Origin of the sequence: Montanilutibacter psychrotolerans (assembly GCF_003719825.1) — a bacterium.
Lineage (GTDB): Bacteria > Pseudomonadota > Gammaproteobacteria > Xanthomonadales > Xanthomonadaceae > Montanilutibacter > Montanilutibacter psychrotolerans.
This window is the reverse complement of the sequence record NZ_RIBS01000003.1, coordinates 280,287-296,820: the sequence shown is the minus strand read 5'-3', so window position 1 is coordinate 296,820 and position 16,534 is coordinate 280,287. Positions and strand designations below refer to the sequence as shown.

Below are 16,534 nucleotides of genomic sequence, written 5' to 3'. Positions count from 1 at the left end.
TGCGGAAGGCGTGGAAGCCGATTGCAGCACCGCGCAAGCGTGCAGGCAAGCAGGATCGGCCAATTGCGCCTGACTGGGCCGCTTCGCGAGGGACCTACGTCACGAAACGTGACTTTGCCGGTGGATCGGTCGCGAACCCATCCGTTGACGGCCGGCGCTACACTTCCAGCATGGATGACATGCCCACGCCACGCCCTCGCGGACGCGGCATCTACCTGCTGCCGAACCTGTTCACCACCGGCGGCCTGTTTGCCGGTTACTACGCGATCATCGCCGCCACCCAGGGGCGCTTCGATGACGCGTGCATCGCCGTGTTTGTCGCCGCGATCCTGGATGGTCTCGATGGTCGGGTCGCGCGGCTGACCAACACGCAGAGCGAGTTCGGCGTTCAGTACGACTCGCTTGCCGATCTGGTGAGTTTCGGCCTGGCACCGTCGCTGGTGATGTACCACTGGGCGCTGGCGGGCATGAAGCTCGATGGCGCCACGCCGGGCAAGATCGGCTGGGTCGCGGCGTTTCTGTACGCGGCCTGCGCGGCGCTGCGCCTGGCGCGCTTCAACTCGCAGGTCGGGCAGGTCGACAAGCGCTGGTTCGTCGGCCTGGCCAGCCCGGCCGCAGCCGGACTGGTCGCGAGCTTCGTGTGGACCTGTGAAGAGCTGGGCTACAACGGCGAGCAACTGCGATACGCCGCCTTGGCGGTGACCGTGGCGGCGGCGCTGTTGATGGTCAGCCGATTCCGTTACTACAGTTTCAAGGGGGCAGGTCCGCGTCACGATCGCGTGCCGTTCCTGGCCATCGTGGTGGTGCTGGCCGCGCTGATCGCCGTCGCGATCTGGCCGCCGGGCGTGCTGTTGGCAATCTGTGGTGGTTACGCGCTGTGCGGCCCGGGTTACTGGGCCTGGCGACGGGTGCGGCGCCTGCCTCCGGAAGACGCGACATGAGCTCGCCCTGGAGCGCCCAGCAGCGCGAATGGCTGCATGCGCTCGGCCATCCGGTAATGGTGCTTGCCGGCGCCCACGCGGCGGCGTCCGATGACGACGACGCCGAGGCAGCGCGGGCGCTGCCTCTCGAGGGCGTGCGCCTCCGCGAGTCCGGCGCCGATCGCGACCCGCAGGGCGACGCCCCGGGCGGGTCGGCAATGCAACGCGGTTCCGACCGCATCGCGCCGTCAGTGGTTGACCGCGCCGTGCCGTCACCGCGACGACCGCCGGCAACGCTCGAAGCAGACGGCGAGCGCCCCACTGGCCGGCGCGTGCCCGAGTTCGGCGCGCCGCCCGGCGATGCCGATCCGCGGCTGCACCGCGCGCTGTTGCGCGCGACCGGTCAGGCGACCACGCGCGCGGCGGAGAAGGTGCTGCTTGAACTGGGTGTCGACGCCGCCTCGCTGCGCGGCGATGCCGCGGCCAAGCGCGCACTGTGGCCACGACTGCGGCGGCAACGGCCGCCACGCTGGGCATGAGCGCGCGCGCCATCGAGGCGCCACGGCCCGGCACCGTGCTGCGGCCGATGCGCGAGGACGACATCGAACGCGTCCTGGCGATCGAGGTGCGCGGCTACGAGTTCCCGTGGACGGCGGGCATCTTCCGCGACTGCCTGCGTGCCGACCATGCGGCCTGGGTGCTGCTGGCCGACGAGGCGATCATCGGCTACGGCCTGCTCAGCGTCGCCGCGGGCGAGGCGCACGTGCTCAACCTGTGCATCGACCCGCAGTCGCAGGGGCAGGGGCACGGTCGTCGCCTGTTGCGCGCCTTGGTGCAGGTGGCGCGCGGCCGCGGCGCCGAACGCGTGTTCCTGGAAGTCCGACCGTCCAACAAGTCCGCCATCGCCCTGTATTTCGACGAAGGCTTCAACGAGATCGGTCGTCGCCCGCGCTACTACCCGGCCAAGGACGGGCGTGAAGATGCGCTGGTCATGGCGATGGAGCTGTTTACGGATTGATGCAGCCGCTTGATGCGGCCGCGCGGCGCGCCAGGCGAGGAAGGCGCGGGGTGCGCGATGGCTCGCGCCGGCCCTGCGTCCTTCCCGGTTGACCCGCCTGGCGCTTGTCAGCCCAGCTTCGTGCGCTGCGCGACCAGCGCCTCGCGCTGCACGCGCCAGTCGACCAGGCGCTTGCGCTCCTGTTCGACCACCGCCGGCGGGGCATTGGCGACGAAGGTGTCGCTGGCCAGCTTGCCTTCGCACTTGCCGATCTCGCCGTCGACGCGCTTGATCTCCTTGTCCAGGCGCGTGCGTTCGGCGCCCAGGTCCACCAGGCCTTCCAGCGGCACCAGCAGGCGCAGCTCGCCGACCACCGCGGCCGCCGACGCCGGCGCGTCGTTGGCGTCGGTGAGGAACTCGACGCGATCGAGCTTGTTGAGGAAGCGCAGCTGCGATTCAAAGCGCGCCACGCGTGCGCGATCGGCGTCGACGCCGTCGGCGAGCAGCAATCCGACGAACTTCGCCGGCGCCACGTTGAGCTCGCTGCGGACCTTGCGCAGCGCCGACACCATCGCCTTCAACCACTCGACGTCGGATTCGGCTGCGCTGTGGTCGCCGGCCACGTCGGCGGCCTGCGGGTACGGACGCAGCATGATCGTCGTGTCGACGATGCCGAGCTTGGGCGCGATCGCCTGCCACAGCTCTTCGGTCACGAATGGGATCAGCGGGTGCAGCAGCGACAGCAGTCGCTCGAGCACGTACAGCAGGGTGTGGCGGGTGCTGACGGCGGCTGCGGCGTCGTCGCCGTTGAGCGCAGGCTTGGCCAGCTCGACGAACCAGTCGCAGAACTGGTTCCAGGCGAACTCGTACAGCGTCTGCGACAGCAGGTCGAAGCGGTAGGCGGCGAAGTGGCCGGCGGCTTCGGCCGATGTCCTGGCCAACTGCGCGAGGATCCAGCGCTCGGCATCGGTCCGCGGCTGCGGCACGCCGTTGAAGCTGGCGCCTTCGGTGTTCATCAGCACGAAGCGGGTGGCATTCCACAGCTTGTTGCAGAAGTTCTTGTAGCCCTCGGCGCGGTTGAGATCGAACTTGATGTCGCGACCGTGCCCGGCCAGCGCGGCCATCGTGAAGCGCAGCGCATCGGCGCCGAACGCCGGGATGCCGTCCGGGAATTCCTTGCGCGTGTGCTTCTCGATCTTGGTCGCGTCTTTCGGGTTCATGAGCCCGGTCGTGCGCTTGGCGACCAGGTCGTCGAGGGTGATGCCGTCGATGAGATCGAGCGGGTCGAGCACGTTGCCCTTCGACTTGGACATCTTCTGGCCGTCCTTGTCGCGGACCAGGCCAGTGACGTAGACGTCGTGGAACGGCACTTCACCGGTGAAGTGGTCGGTCATCATGATCATCCGGGCGACCCAGAAGAAGATGATGTCGAAGCCGGTCACCAGCACGCTCGACGGCACGAACTTGTCGAAACCGCGTGCCTGCATGAGTTCCGCGTTGGGCCAGCCCATCGTCGAGAACGGCCACAGCGCGGACGAGAACCAGGTCTCGAGCACGTCGTTGTCGCGGATCAGCGCAGCGTCGGCGGGCAGCGCGTGCTTCGCACGAACCTCGGCCTCGTCACGCCCGACGTAGATGTTGCCCTGGGCGTCGTACCACGCCGGGATGCGGTGACCCCACCAGAGCTGGCGGCTGATGCACCAGTCCTGGATGTTGCCCATCCAGTGGCGGTAGGTGTTGATCCAGTTGCCGGGCACGAAGTTGACCTTGCCGGTCTCGGCCAGCTCCAGGCCGCGCGCGCCGAGCGTGTCCATCTTCACGAACCACTGGTCGGTCAGGTACGGCTCGATCACCTGGCCGGTGCGGTCGCCGCGCGGCACCTGCAGCTTGTGCGCCTTGGTCTCGACCAGCAGCGCGGCGGCATCGAGGTCGGCAAGCACGGCCATGCGCGCGTCGTAGCGATCCAGGCCCCGGTAGTGCGACGGGATGGCCTCGTCGTTGTCGACGACCTTCGCCTCGGGCGTGAAGATGTTGATCAGCGGCAGCGAGTGGCGCTGGCCCACCGCGTAGTCGTTGAAGTCGTGCGCGGGCGTGACCTTGACCACGCCGGTGCCAAACTCGCGATCCACGTAGTCGTCGGTGATGATCGGGATGATGCGACCGGTCAGCGGCAGCGTGACGGTCTTGCCGTGCAAGTGCGCGTAGCGCTCGTCCTCGGGGTGCACCATCACCGCGGTGTCGCCGAGCATGGTTTCCGGGCGCGTGGTGGCCACAACCAGCGAGCCGCTGCCGTCGGTCAGTGGGTAGGAGATCGACCACAGGTAGCCGTCTTCCTCCTCGTTGACGACTTCGAGGTCGGAGATCGCGGTCTTCAGCACCGGGTCCCAATTGACCAGCCGCTGGCCACGGTAGATCAGGCCCTGCTCGTGCAGCTTCACGAACGCCTCGGTCACCGCGTCGGCCGCCATCGGGTCCATCGTGAACACGCTGCGCGACCAGTCGCCCGACGTGCCCAGGCGACGCATCTGCCGTTCGATCGTGCTGCCGGAGTGCTGCTTCCACTCCCAGACCTTGTCGATGAAGCCGTCGCGGCCCAGCGAATCGCGCGTCTCGCCCTTGCCTTCCAGCGCGAGGTTGCGCGACACCACCATCTCGGTGGCGATGCCGGCGTGGTCGGTGCCCATCTGCCACAGCGTGTCGAAGCCGCGCATGCGGTGATAGCGCACCAGCGCGTCCTGCAGCGTGTGCTGGAACGCGTGGCCCATGTGCAGGGTGCCGGTCACGTTCGGCGGCGGCAGCAGGATCGTGTAGGGCTCGCCCTGTCCGCGCGGCTGGAACACGCCGCTGCTTTCCCATTGCTGGTACAGGCGCGATTCGAACTGGGTCGGGTCGTAGCTGGAAGAGAGCGTGCTGGTCATGGGTGTGGCCGAAAGGTTTTTCCTGGTGCCTGCGGAGTCCGCATGACGCGGGCGGGCGTGTCGCGGATTGTCGATGGCGCATGGCGCCTGCGTTGCCCTCGCGGTGGCGTGCGGCGATGGGTTCGCCGCGCCGTCGCCGGTCCGGCGTGCGCTACATGTCGTACTTCTTCAACTCCAGGCCGCGGGCCTGGTACTGCTTCCACCGCTCGCGCAGCGGTCCGCGCGCGGAGTCGTCGGCGGGTACCACTTCGAGTACGCGGTCGAACGTCCCGGCCACCGCGTCGTCGCGCAGGTTGATCACCAGCGGGCGCATCGGGATATCGCTGTCGGGCGTGGCGATGAGCACCGGCGCGGCGTCGTCTTCGTCGTCGCCGGCAATCTGGTGCGGGATGTAGGCATCGCTGTCGAACGCCCACAGCAGGTCATCGAGCGCCTCGGCCTGGGCGGTGTCGCGCGCCAGAACCAGCGTCCACAGGCCCGCGTCGTGCGCCTTGCGCGCCAGCTCGCAGACCAGCAGCAGCGGCTCCTCGCGGAAGCGCTCCTTGGTGATCAGGTAGAAATCGGCTCGTGGCATGCGGTCGGGTCGCTTGCTGCGGGTGAGGGGAACGATCGCGTGCGCTGCGTGCTGTCAGGAGAGGCCTGCCGCCGTGCCGCCGTTGCCAGCGGCACTTGGGGCCTCACGCCCGTGCAGCGCGCGTTGTCACGCGTGGACGTTGCGATCGAGCAGCCACTGGCTCAGCAGGCCGACCGGGCGACCGGTCGCCATGCCGCGCTTGCCTTCGTCGCTGGCGCTGCCGGCGATGTCCAGGTGGGCCCAGCGCTGGCCTTCGGTGAAGCGCGACAGGAAGCAGCCGGCGGTGATCGCGCCCGCCCAGCGGCCGCCGATGTTGTAGACGTCGGCGAAGCTCGAATCGAGCATGCCCTGGTACTCGTCCCACAGCGGCAGGCGCCAGGCGCGGTCGAACACTTCCTCGCCGGCCTCGATCAGCTCGCCCGCCAGGTCGTCGTGCTTGCTCATCAGGCCCGAGGCGTACTTGCCAAGCGCCACCATGCACGCGCCGGTCAGCGTGGCCACGTCGACCAGCGCCTGCGGCTCGTACTTCTGGGCGTAGGTGAGCGCGTCGCACAGGATCAGGCGACCCTCGGCGTCGGTATTGCCCACCTCGATGGTCTTGCCGGACATGCTGGTCAGCACGTCGGACGGGCGGTAGGCGTCGGCGTCGGGCATGTTTTCCACCGCCGGCACGATCACCACCAGGTTGATCGGCAACTGCATGCCGACCGCGGAAACGAACGTGCCCATGACGGTCGCGGCGCCGCACATGTCGTACTTCATCTCCTCGATGCCGCCGGCGGTCTTGAGGTTGATGCCGCCGGTGTCGAAGGTGATGCCCTTGCCGACCAGCACGTACGGCTTGCTGTCGCCACCGCCGCTGTATTTCAACGCGATGAGCTTGGGCGGGTTGGCCGAGCCGCGACCCACCGCGAGCAGCGAGCCCATGCCCAGCTCGGTCATCGCCGCCACGTCGAGCACTTCGCAGCTGGTGGTGTCGAAACGCTTGGCGAAGGTCTGCGCCTGCTCGGCCAGGTAGGCCGGGTTGCAGACGTTCGGCGGCAGGTTGCCCAGCTCGCGTGCGAACTGCACGCCGGCGGCAATCGCCTTGCCCTGCGACAGCGCGGTGGCGTCATCGCCCTGGATTGCCAGCGACGTCAGGCCCGGTTCGAGCTTCTTGCGGCTGGCTTCGCCCAGGGTGGCGACGTAGCGGTAGCAGGCGTGGTCGGCGGCGATCACCGCCTGGCGGATCGCCCAGGCCTGGTCGCGGCCGGTCACCGGCACTTCGGAAAGCGTAAGCAGCGCCTTGCCGATCGGGCCGGTCTTCAGCGCGCGCGCGGCGTCGCCGATGGCCTTGAGGTACTGCGGCACGCCAAACTTGCCCGGCTCGCCCAGGCCCACCACCAGCACGCGGGGTGCGGCGATGCCGGGCAGGTCGAGCAGCAGGGCGGTGCGGCCGGTCTTGCCAGCGACGTCGCCGCGTTCGAGCAGGGCCCGGATGCGGCCGCCGCTGACCTGGTCGAGTGCGTCACCCGAGGGGCTGAGGGTGTTGTCGGTGAACGCACCGACCACGACGCAGTCGAAGTTTGCGGCGGCAGGCGCGTCGCGGTTCAGGTCGAATTCGAGGGCCATCGAACAGATTCCGGGAGTCAGGAGGGGGAGTTATCCGTACAATCGCGCGGCTGGACAGGGCGGTTGGCGCCCCCGGAACCGCGCGATTTGCGCAGGCCCCGGGCCGGGATGGAGCCGCCGAGTCTAAAGCAAGGCGCCTGGTTTCCCGAACAATCCACCCGGCCGCACCACTCCGGACACCTGGCACCAACCCCTTGGCACGACACCGCGGACATGGCCCGGGCGTGCCATCCCGAAAGCCCGCCCAACGACAGAGACGGCGCCCAAACGCATGGCCAAGCTTGACCGATACCTGTTCGGCGAATTCGCCCAGTCGACCTTCGCGGTGCTGGTGGTACTGCTGATCGTGATGGTGGGCGGTGCCTTCGCCGACGTTCTGCAGGACATCGCACGCGGCAAGATGGCGGTGGGCATGCTGCTCGCCCAGCTGGGCCTGGTGATGCTGCAGTGGCTGCCGATCATCCTGCCGCTGGCGCTGATGCTAGGACTCATGCTCGCGATGGGTCGGCTGTACCGCGATTCCGAGATGCCGGTCATCGCCGCGGCCGGTGTCGGCCCGCGCCGTCTGCTCAAGCCGGTGCTGATGGTGGTGGTGCCGGTCGTGGCCCTGGTGGCCGCGTGCTCGCTGTGGCTGGGCCCGTGGGCCGAGCGGCAATCCAAGCAGATGATCAACGAAGCCAACCGCAACCTGATCGTGGCCGGGCTCAAGCCCGGCGCGTTCACCGAGATACCGGGCGGTGGCGGGGTGATCTACGTGGGCAGCATGTCCGCCGACGGCAGCCAGTTCCAGCGCGTGTTCGTGTACCGCCACAACGACGACCGCCTCGACGTCACCACCTCGGCCAGCGGCGCGCTCAACGTCAACGACGCCGGCGAGCGCTACCTGACCCTGGACGAGGGTTTCGAAGTCGAGGGGCCTCGGGCCGGCGGCAAGGACTATCGCCTGCTGCGCTACAAGAAGAACGACGTGATGCTGCCCGCCGGCCAGCAGAAGTACGACGCCAACGAGCCGGAGATGCTGCCGACCCAGGACTTGTTCGGCGATCCGCGCCCCGAGGCCAATGCCCAGCTGCACAGCCGCTTCGCGCCGCCGTTGCTCGCGCTGGCGTTCGCGCTGATGGCGTTGCCGCTGGCGCGAAGCACCCCGCGCCAGGCGCGCTACGGCCGCGTGCTGACCGGGTTCCTGACCTACCTGATCGGCATGAACCTGATGCTGATGGGCACGCGCTGGCTCGAGGACGGCAAGCTGTCGCCGGCGATGGGCCTGTGGTGGCTGGTGCTGCCGCTGCTGGCGGTGGGTGCCTGGCTGTATTTCGCCGACGGCCGCATGCGTCGCGCCCGGCTGGCGCGTTGATGTCGGCCTTGGCCTGTCCGCTCCCTGAGCGCCTGCGATCGCGTTGCCTGGTGATTCGATGAAGCCTTTCCCCAAGATCCATGACCTGTTCGTCGGCCGCGTCGTGCTGGGCACGGTGCTGCTGACCTGGGCGGTGCTGCTCGGGCTCGACTTCATGCTCAGCCTGGTGGGCGAGTTCAAGGACGTCGGCAAGGGCAACTACGGCTTCGCGCAGTCGATTGCCTACATGCTCTACACCGTGCCGCGACGCGTCTATCTGTTGTTCCCGTATGCGGCGGTGATCGGTTCGCTGATGGCGCTGGGTCAACTGGCGGCGAGCTCGGAGCTGACGGCGCTGCGTGCGGCGGGCCTGTCGCGTCGCCGGCTCAGCCTCGCGGTGGCCGGCGCGCTGACGTTGTTGACCCTGATGATGGTGATCAGCGGCGAGACCGCCGGCCCCTGGGGACAACAGCGCGCGGACGCGCTGAAGGCGTCGGCCAAATCCAACAACCTGATCGTTGCGCAGTACTCGGGCACCTGGGCGCGCGAGGGCAACGTGATCCTCAATACCCAGGGCGGCGAAGAGCGCATCAACGGCAACGACCGCTGGCTCGAGCTGCGCGACGTGCGCCTGTACGAATTCGCCGAGGACGGCCGGCTGGCCTCGCTGGCGGTGGCCAAGACCGCCGAACACCGGCCCGGGGGCTGGCTGCTGCGCGACGTGACCCGCACCCGTTTCGAGGAGCGCTCGGTCAGCCAGAGCCAGGTCAAGGAAGAGCGTTGGGAGTCGCAGCTCGACGCCACCGCGCTGTCGGCCGGCACCGACCGTCCGCGCTTCATGGCCGGTACCGAGTTGCGCAAGGCCATCGACTATCGCCTGCGCAACGGACTCGATGCCGCCGAGTTCCAGGAGCATTACTGGGGGCGCTGGTTCTACGCGTTCAACGTGCTGGCACTCTGCCTGGCGGCCGTGCCGTTCGCGTTCGGCACGCTGCGCAGCGGCGGCCTGGGCAAGCGCCTGTTCATCGGCATCGTGTTTGCGCTCGGGTTCTGGCTGCTGCAAACCCAGTTCGTCAAGGCGGCCAGCGTCTACAAGCTCGACTTCCGCATTGCCTACCTGCTGCCGACGCTGATCATGCTTGGCGTCTCGGCCTTCCTGTTCAAGCGGCGCTCGGGCTGAGGCACGGGGCGGCCAACGGGCACCCGTTCCGGGTTGCACGCGACGCGGGTTCGGTCGCAAGGGCGGCGTAGCGCCGGGGCGTGAGGTCGAGCGTGCCCGACCGGGCGTGTCGGGTCGGCGATATCAGACGGCGCGCCAGACCCGCGCGCCAGACCAGCGAAAGCGCCGTCAGCCCCGGGGGCGCTTGGGCTCGCGCAGCGTGCGCGTGCCGCTGAGGCGGTCGTGCCAGGTCAGGCGGTCGCGGTCGATCCATGCCCACCAGAAACCCAGGCCGCCCAGCAACAGGCTCAGGTTGCCGACCAGGTAGCGCAGCAGCAACGCCTTCCACGTGGGCCGGGTGCCATCCGCCGCCACCACGCGCAGACGCCACGGGCGCATGCCCAGCGTCTGGCCGCCGCGTCGCCAGCTGGCCAGCGCGTAACCGGCCGTGATCAGCCAGCACACCAGCCACAACCCGAGCTGCAGCGGGCTCCATGGCGGGATGTTGTCGTGGACGTCGTGACCTGCCCATTGGTAGCCCAGGGTGAACACCAGCGACGCCAGCATCCACAACGCGACCATCGGCCACAGGTCGTAGAACAGGGCCAGCAACCGCCAGCCGATCAGCGGGGCGGGGCGGGGAGAGGAAGAAGCGGTGGTGGCGTCAGCGGTCATCGCAAAAGGATAGTCGCTGGCGCTGGCCGTGCGGTCTCACGCGCGCGCGTAACGCCCCCATCACTGGCTCCGCCGCTGCCGGACGCGGAGGCGCGCCGTGCGACTGCCGGGCCGACTGGATCGCGACCGAGGAAGCCGTCGCATCCGGCTCAGGAAGGCGCGCGGCTGACTTTCCCGCTGGGCGCACTAAGCTGCGGCGATGAGCACACCGGAACACCGTCAGCGCCTCACACCCGCGCAACGCCGCAGCCTGGCGATGGCGCAGCCGGCCTTGCCCGATGCCGATGCCGCCGCGATCGAACGCTTCCTGGAGGCGCTGTGGGCCGAGCAGGGACTCGCGAGGCAGACCCTCGACAGCTACCGCCGCGACCTCGAAGGCCACGCGCGCTGGCGCCAGGGTCGCGATGGCGGGCTCGCCAGCAGCGACCGCGCTTCGTTGTTCGACTACCTGGCCTGGCGCACCGGGCAAGGCTACTCGCCGCGCAGCAACGCGCGCCTGCTGTCGGCGTGGCGGGCGTTCTTCGCGTGGTGCCTGCGGCGCGGCGAGCGCACCGACGACCCGACCGCGCTGCTGCTGCCGCCACGGCTGCCGCGCTCGCTACCCAAGGCGTTGTCCGAAAGCGAGATCGACGCGTTGCTGGCCTCGCCCGATACCGGCACGCCCCTTGGCCTTCGCGATCGCGCGATGCTGGAACTGATGTATGCCTGCGGTCTGCGCGTGAGCGAACTGGTGAACCTGCCGGCGACCGCACTCAACCTGCGCCAGGGCGTGCTGCGCGTTACCGGCAAAGGCGGCAAGGAACGCCTGGTGCCGCTGGGCGAGGAGGCCCGGCACTGGATTGAGCGCTACCTCGCCAACGCGCGGCCGCAACTGGCGGGTAAACGCGCGCTGGCGCCGCTGTTCCTGTCCGCCAGCGGCGAGGCGCCAAGCCGCCAGCAATTCTGGCAACTCGTGAAGCGCCATGCCGGCGCGGCCGGCATCGATCCGGTCAGGATCAGCCCGCACGGGCTGCGGCACAGTTTCGCCACCCATCTGCTGAACCGGGGGGCAGACCTGCGCGCGCTGCAGATGCTGCTGGGCCATGCCTCGTTGTCGACCACCCAGATCTACACCCTGGTGGCGCGCGAACAGCTCAAGCAGCTGGTGGCGCGCCACCATCCGCGCGGTTGACGCGTCCCTGCGTCTGGCATTCCGCGTTCCGTGAACCGCGTCGATCCCGGTGGTTCGACGGCCGCAGGTGGCGTGCCACAATCGGGATCCGACCAACCCACCGGCGTCGTGTGTTCGACGCCCTGCAAGGAACCGAACCGATGATGCGTTACCTCCTGCTAGCGCTTGGTGCCATCAGCCTGTCCGCCTGCGCGCAGACCACCAACCCGGATGGCCGGGCCGCCGCGGCGTCGGCCAACGGTGCGGCAACGGCAATGGCCAAGCCGATGGCCGGTTCCGCCGACGAGCGCGCGCTCGCCGCCCTGCACAAGCTCAACGCCAAGGCCGTGCCCGAGCGCATCGGCCCGGCGCCGCTGCCGGGCTTCCGCGAGGTGGTGGTGGGGGGCGAGGTGATCTACGTCAGCGACGACGGCCGCTTCATGTTCGTTCCGGGGCCCAACGGCGCACTGTTCGATTCGGTCGCGCAGACAAACCTCAGCGAAGCGGCAATTGCCAGCCTGCGCGTCAAACTGCTCGCGACGATCCCGGCCAACGAGCGCATCGTGTTCTCGCCGCCGAATCCGAAGCACACCGTCACGGTATTCACCGATATCGAATGCGGCTATTGCCGGCAGCTGCACAGCCAGATCGCCGAGTACAACGCGCAGGGCATCGCGATCGAGTACCTGGCATTCCCACGCGCCGGCATCGGCAGTCCCGACTTCGACAACATGGTGTCGGTGTGGTGCTCGGGAGATCGCAAGAAGGCGCTGACGGAGGCCAAGATCCACAACGCCGTGACCGCGCGGACCTGCACCAATACGGTGACCATGCAGTACAACGTCGGCCAGCGCGCCGGCCTGAGCGGTACGCCGATGATCCTTGCCGCGGACGGCACTCAGCTGGGCGGTTATGTCCCCGCGGCGGAACTGCGCAGGCGCCTGGACCAGCTCGAGCGCGCACCGGCGGCGGCCGCCGCGGCCACCAAAACCCCGCCCAGCGGCACCTGATCGCCGCGCGGCACCCCGCCGCCAGGCCTGTCGACGCCGCCTCCGGGCGGCGTCGTCGTTTGCGGAACGCCCGCTGCGACGGGCTCGCGGCGGTTTCCGGGCCACCCGGCCGGACGCCGGGGCGGCGCTCGGGGAGGCGCTTGGTTACAATCTGCGGCCCCGACGTAGAACGGTTCCCCGGACATGATCGTCCTCGAGGGCGCACCCGCCCTGTCTTCGTTCCGCCGCGAACGCCTGCAAGCCCGCCTGCAAGCCATCCATCCCGACGTGCGCCTGCTGGGCGCCTACCCGGTCTACTGGGTGGTGCCGGAAGCCGACAGCGCGCCCGACGCCAGCATCCTGCGCCGCATCCTGCAGGCCGAGTCGAGCGAGGCCGCGCGCGATCTCGGCGCCGTGTCGCGCTACGTGACGCCACGCCTGGGCACGCTGTCGCCCTGGGCGAGCAAGGCCACCGAGCTGCTGCGCGGTGCCGGGCAGCCGGTCCACCGCGTCGAACGCGGTACCCGCTACGACCTGCAGGGCTGGCCGGCCGATGCGGCCGTTCGCGACGCACTGGCCAAGGTGCTGCATGACCCGATGACGCAATCGTTGCTGGACGCCCGCGACGATGCCGCCGCGCTGTTCGCGGCGCCGGCGCGCGGCGACATCGAGCGCATCGCGCTGGACGAACTGGAAAGCGCCAACCTGCGCCTCGGCCTGGCCCTGGCCGACGACGAGATCGCCTACCTGCGCGAGCGCTTCGGCGCGTTGGGTCGCAAGCCGGCAGACGTCGAGCTGATGATGTTCGCGCAGGCCAACTCCGAGCACTGCCGACACAAGATCTTCAACGCCTCGTGGACCATCGACGGTCGCGACATGCAGGGCAACGGCGGTCCGCAGTCGTTGTTCCGGATGATCAAGCACACCCACGCGCAGACGCCCGAGCACACGCTGTCGGCGTACAGCGACAACGCCGCGGTGGTTGCCGGCTACACCAGCCGCCGCTTCCGTCCGGATCCGGCCACCCACGGCTACCGCAGCGAGGCCGAGGTCGACTCGGCGTTCTGCATCAAGGTCGAGACCCACAACCACCCGACCGCCATCGCGCCGTTCCCCGGTGCCAGCACCGGCAACGGTGGCGAGATCCGCGACGAGGGCGCGACCGGCCGCGGCGGCAGGCCCAAGGCCGGCCTGTGCGGCTTCAGCGTCTCGCACCTGCGCATCCCGACCCTGCCGCAGCCGTGGGAGGCGCCGCGTGCGTTGAACCCGCGCATGGCGCCGGCGCTGGAAATCATGCTCGACGGCCCGATCGGCGCGGCGGCGTTCAACAACGAATTCGGCCGCCCGAACCTGGTCGGCTACTTCCGCAGTTTCGAGCTTGCCGAGGGCGCCGGCGATAACGGCGTGCTCGCACGCGCTTACGACAAGCCGATCATGCTGGCCGGCGGCCTGGGCGCGATCGACCGCGTGCAGGTCGAGAAGCTTGGCCTCAAGCCCGGTTACGCGGTGATCGTGCTCGGCGGTCCGTCGATGCTGATCGGCCTGGGCGGCGGTGCGGCCAGTTCGGTCGCGTCCGGCGACAGCGCCGAAGACCTCGATTTCGCCAGCGTGCAGCGCGACAACCCCGAGATGGAGCGTCGCTGCCAGGAAGTCATCGATCGTTGCGTCGCACTTGGCGCCGACAATCCGATCGCCAGCGCCCACGACGTCGGCGCAGGCGGTCTGTCCAACGCGATTCCCGAACTGCTGCACGACTCGGGCCTGGGCGGCGTGATCGACCTGGACCGCGTGCCCAGCGACGACCCGTCGCTGTCGCCGATGCAGCTGTGGTGCAACGAATCGCAGGAGCGCTACGTGCTGGGCCTGCCGGCCGACCGCGTCGAACAGTTCGAGGCGATCTGCGCACGCGAGCGCTGCCCGTTCGCGGTGGTCGGCTTCGCAACCGCCCAGGAGCGGCTGGTGGTCGGTTACGGCGCCACGGTCGATGCCGTGCATGGCGACGACGCCACGCCGCAGGACTGGGCGATCGACCTGCCGATGGACCTGCTGTTCGGCAAGCCGCCGAAGATGCACCGCGACACCCGTCATCCGCCGCAGGCGCCGTGGCCCGCGCTGCAGTGGCAGGAGCTGACGTTGCGCGACGCGGCACTGCGCGTGCTCGCTCATCCCACGGTGGCATCCAAGAACTTCCTGGTCAGCATCGGCGACCGCACCGTCGGTGGCCTGACCGCGCGCGACCAGATGATCGGTCCGTGGCAGTTGCCGCTGGCCGACTGCGCGATCACGTTCTCCGGCTTCGACGGCCACACCGGCGAAGCGATGGCCATCGGTGAGCGCACGCCTCTGGCACTGATCGACGCGGCTGCCGCGGCGCGCATGGCGGTCGGCGAGGCCATCACCAACCTGTGCGCGGCGCCAGTCGAATCGCTCAACCGCATCAAGCTGTCTGCGAACTGGATGGCCGCGGCGGGTCACCCGGGCGAGGACGCACGCCTGTTCGACGCGGTCCGCGCGGTCGGCATGGAACTGTGCCCGGAACTCGAACTCAGCATCCCGGTCGGCAAGGACTCGCTGTCGATGCAGGCGCAGTGGAAGGCGCGTGATACCGGCAGCGAAGTGGCGCACAAATCGGTGTCGCCGGTGTCGCTGATCGTCAGCGCGTTTGCACCGGTGGTCGACGTGCGCCAGCAGCTCACCCCGCTGCTGGCACGTGAGGAAGCGACCGAGCTGTGGCTGATCGGCCTGGGCGCCGGCAAGCAGCGGCTCGGCGGCTCGGTGCTGGCGCAATGCCATCCCCAGGCCGGTGCCGACCAGTTGCCGGCATTCGCAGGCCAGGTCCTCGAGCGCGGCGATGCCGGCGTTCCCGACCTCGACGATCCGCAACGCCTGCGCGACTTCTTCGAATTGATCCGCGAGGCGCGCGAGGCCGGGCTGTTGCAGGCCTACCACGACCGTTCCGACGGCGGCGCGTTCGCGGCGCTGTGCGAGATGGCGTTCTGCTCGCGCCTTGGCCTGGACATCAACCTCGATGGCTGGGGCGAGGACCCGTTCCGCACCCTGTTCAACGAGGAGCTGGGCGCGATCGTTCAGATCGCCAGCGAAGACCGCGCGGTGTTCGCCGACCTGGTTGCGCGGCACGGCCTGATCGATTGCGCGCAGCGCATCGCGCGCCCGTCCAAGGCCGCCGCCGTGCGCGTGCGCGCCGAGGGCGAGACGCTGGCCGAGTGGCGTTGGGACGAGTTGTTCGATGCCTGGTGGTCCACCAGCCACGCACTGCAGAAGCTGCGCGACAACCCCGAGTGTGCCGACGAAGAACGCGCCGTCGCGCGCGATTTCAATGCGCCAGGCCTCAAGCCCAAGCTCGAGTTCGACCCCGCCGACGACATCGCCGCGCCGTTCATCAACACCGGCGCGCGGCCGAAGGTCGCGATCCTGCGCGAGCAGGGCGTCAACGGTCAGATCGAGATGGCCGCGGCGTTCGACCGCGTCGGCTTCGAGGCGTTCGACGTGCACATGAGCGACCTGGTCAGCGGCCGGTTCGATCTGGCGCAGTTCAAGGGCTTCGCGGCCTGCGGCGGCTTCAGCTACGGCGACGTGCTCGGTGCCGGTCGCGGCTGGGCAACCTCGGTGCTCGAGCGCGGTGCGCTGCGGGCGATGTTCGAGGCGTTCTTCGCGCGCACCGACACGTTCTCGCTGGGTGTCTGCAACGGCTGCCAGATGCTCAGCCAGCTCAAGCCGATCATCCCCGGCGCCGAGCACTGGCCGAGCTTCCTGCGCAATCGCAGCGAACAGTTCGAGGCGCGCCTGGGGCTGCTGGAAGTGGTTGAAACGCCTTCGCTGTTCTTCCGTGGCATGGCCGGCTCGCGCATCCCGGTTGCGATCGCGCACGGCGAAGGTCGCGCCGATTTCGGGCAGGGCGCGCAGGGCAATCTCGACCGCATCGCCGCGCACGTCGCGCTGCGCTATGTCGACGGCAACGGCGCCGTGGCGACCAGCTACCCGCTGAACCCGAACGGCTCGCCCGACGGCATCGCCGGCCTGACCAGCCACGATGGCCGCGCCACGATCCTGATGCCGCATCCCGAGCGCACCCTGCGCAGCGCCAACTTCAGCTGGGCGCCGCGTGAATGGAACGGCGACTCGCCGTGGCTGCGGATGTTCCGCAACGCGCGGGTGTGGGTGGGCTGACGGCTCGCCCGCGGTCGGCG

12 protein-coding genes are annotated in these 16,534 nt (G+C 69.3%); 8 read left to right on the top strand and 4 right to left on the bottom strand.

The annotated features are described in order from the left end of the window. The first annotated feature begins 170 nt into the window (after positions 1-170). Genes pssA through rimI form a run of 3 tightly spaced genes read left to right on the top strand, consistent with a single transcriptional unit; the run spans position 171 to position 1,938 of the window. Positions 171-941, top strand: coding sequence for a CDP-diacylglycerol--serine O-phosphatidyltransferase (gene pssA, locus EER27_RS08090; protein ID WP_123087519.1), 771 nt, complete (start codon positions 171-173; stop codon positions 939-941). Beyond that, positions 938-1,459 carry a hypothetical protein gene (locus EER27_RS08085; RefSeq protein ID WP_123087518.1) on the top strand — a complete coding sequence of 174 codons (522 nt, stop codon included), beginning with the start codon at positions 938-940 and terminating at the stop codon, positions 1,457-1,459. Before pssA ends, EER27_RS08085 begins: the two co-directional genes overlap by 4 nt. Beyond that, positions 1,456-1,938 carry a ribosomal protein S18-alanine N-acetyltransferase gene (rimI, locus tag EER27_RS08080; RefSeq protein WP_123087799.1) on the top strand — a complete coding sequence of 161 codons (483 nt, stop codon included), beginning with the start codon at positions 1,456-1,458 and terminating at the stop codon, positions 1,936-1,938. The genes EER27_RS08085 and rimI overlap by 4 nt, the downstream gene beginning before the upstream one ends. A gap of 107 nt (positions 1,939-2,045) precedes the next feature. On the opposite strand, the gene EER27_RS08075 is transcribed toward rimI, so the two are convergent. The 3 genes from EER27_RS08075 to EER27_RS08065 form a co-directional block, all read right to left on the bottom strand. After that, entirely contained in the window at positions 2,046-4,835 is a 2,790-nt protein-coding gene (locus tag EER27_RS08075; RefSeq protein ID WP_123087517.1) for a valine--tRNA ligase, read from the bottom strand. A gap of 151 nt (positions 4,836-4,986) precedes the next feature. Continuing rightward, positions 4,987-5,409: a DNA polymerase III subunit chi gene (locus EER27_RS08070; protein ID WP_123087516.1), complete on the bottom strand. Its 423-nt coding sequence runs from the start codon at positions 5,407-5,409 to the stop codon at positions 4,987-4,989. Between the two features lie 126 nt (positions 5,410-5,535). Next, positions 5,536-7,020 (bottom strand): leucyl aminopeptidase, encoded by a 1,485-nt coding sequence (locus EER27_RS08065; RefSeq protein ID WP_123087515.1) that lies wholly within the window; start codon positions 7,018-7,020, stop codon positions 5,536-5,538. Positions 7,021-7,291: 271 nt separating this feature from the next. Between EER27_RS08065 and lptF the strand changes: the two genes are divergently transcribed. Further along, complete coding sequence (gene lptF / locus EER27_RS08060) at positions 7,292-8,374, top strand: LPS export ABC transporter permease LptF (protein WP_123087514.1); 1,083 nt, start codon at positions 7,292-7,294, stop codon at positions 8,372-8,374. 58 nt (positions 8,375-8,432) lie between these two features. After that, positions 8,433-9,533, top strand: coding sequence for an LPS export ABC transporter permease LptG (lptG, locus tag EER27_RS08055; RefSeq protein WP_123087513.1), 1,101 nt, complete (start codon positions 8,433-8,435; stop codon positions 9,531-9,533). A 168-nt stretch (positions 9,534-9,701) separates the two neighbouring features. Here the strand turns inward: lptG and EER27_RS08050 are convergent, their stop codons facing one another. Further along, on the bottom strand, positions 9,702-10,187 hold the full coding sequence (locus EER27_RS08050) for an RDD family protein (RefSeq protein ID WP_123087512.1): 486 nt from the start codon (positions 10,185-10,187) through the stop codon (positions 9,702-9,704). A gap of 199 nt (positions 10,188-10,386) precedes the next feature. On the opposite strand from EER27_RS08050, the gene xerD reads away from it, so the two are divergent. The 3 genes from xerD (at position 10,387) to purL (ending at position 16,514) form a co-directional block, all read left to right on the top strand. After that, on the top strand, positions 10,387-11,358 hold the full coding sequence (gene xerD / locus EER27_RS08045) for a site-specific tyrosine recombinase XerD (protein ID WP_190285700.1): 972 nt from the start codon (positions 10,387-10,389) through the stop codon (positions 11,356-11,358). 140 nt (positions 11,359-11,498) lie between these two features. Beyond that, entirely contained in the window at positions 11,499-12,347 is an 849-nt protein-coding gene (locus tag EER27_RS08040; protein ID WP_123087797.1) for a thioredoxin fold domain-containing protein, read from the top strand. Between the two features lie 183 nt (positions 12,348-12,530). Continuing rightward, the gene (gene purL / locus EER27_RS08035) at positions 12,531-16,514 is read left to right on the top strand and encodes a phosphoribosylformylglycinamidine synthase (protein WP_123087511.1); all 3,984 of its coding nucleotides are present in this window, start codon (positions 12,531-12,533) and stop codon (positions 16,512-16,514) included. The last annotated feature ends 20 nt before the right edge of the window (positions 16,515-16,534 follow it).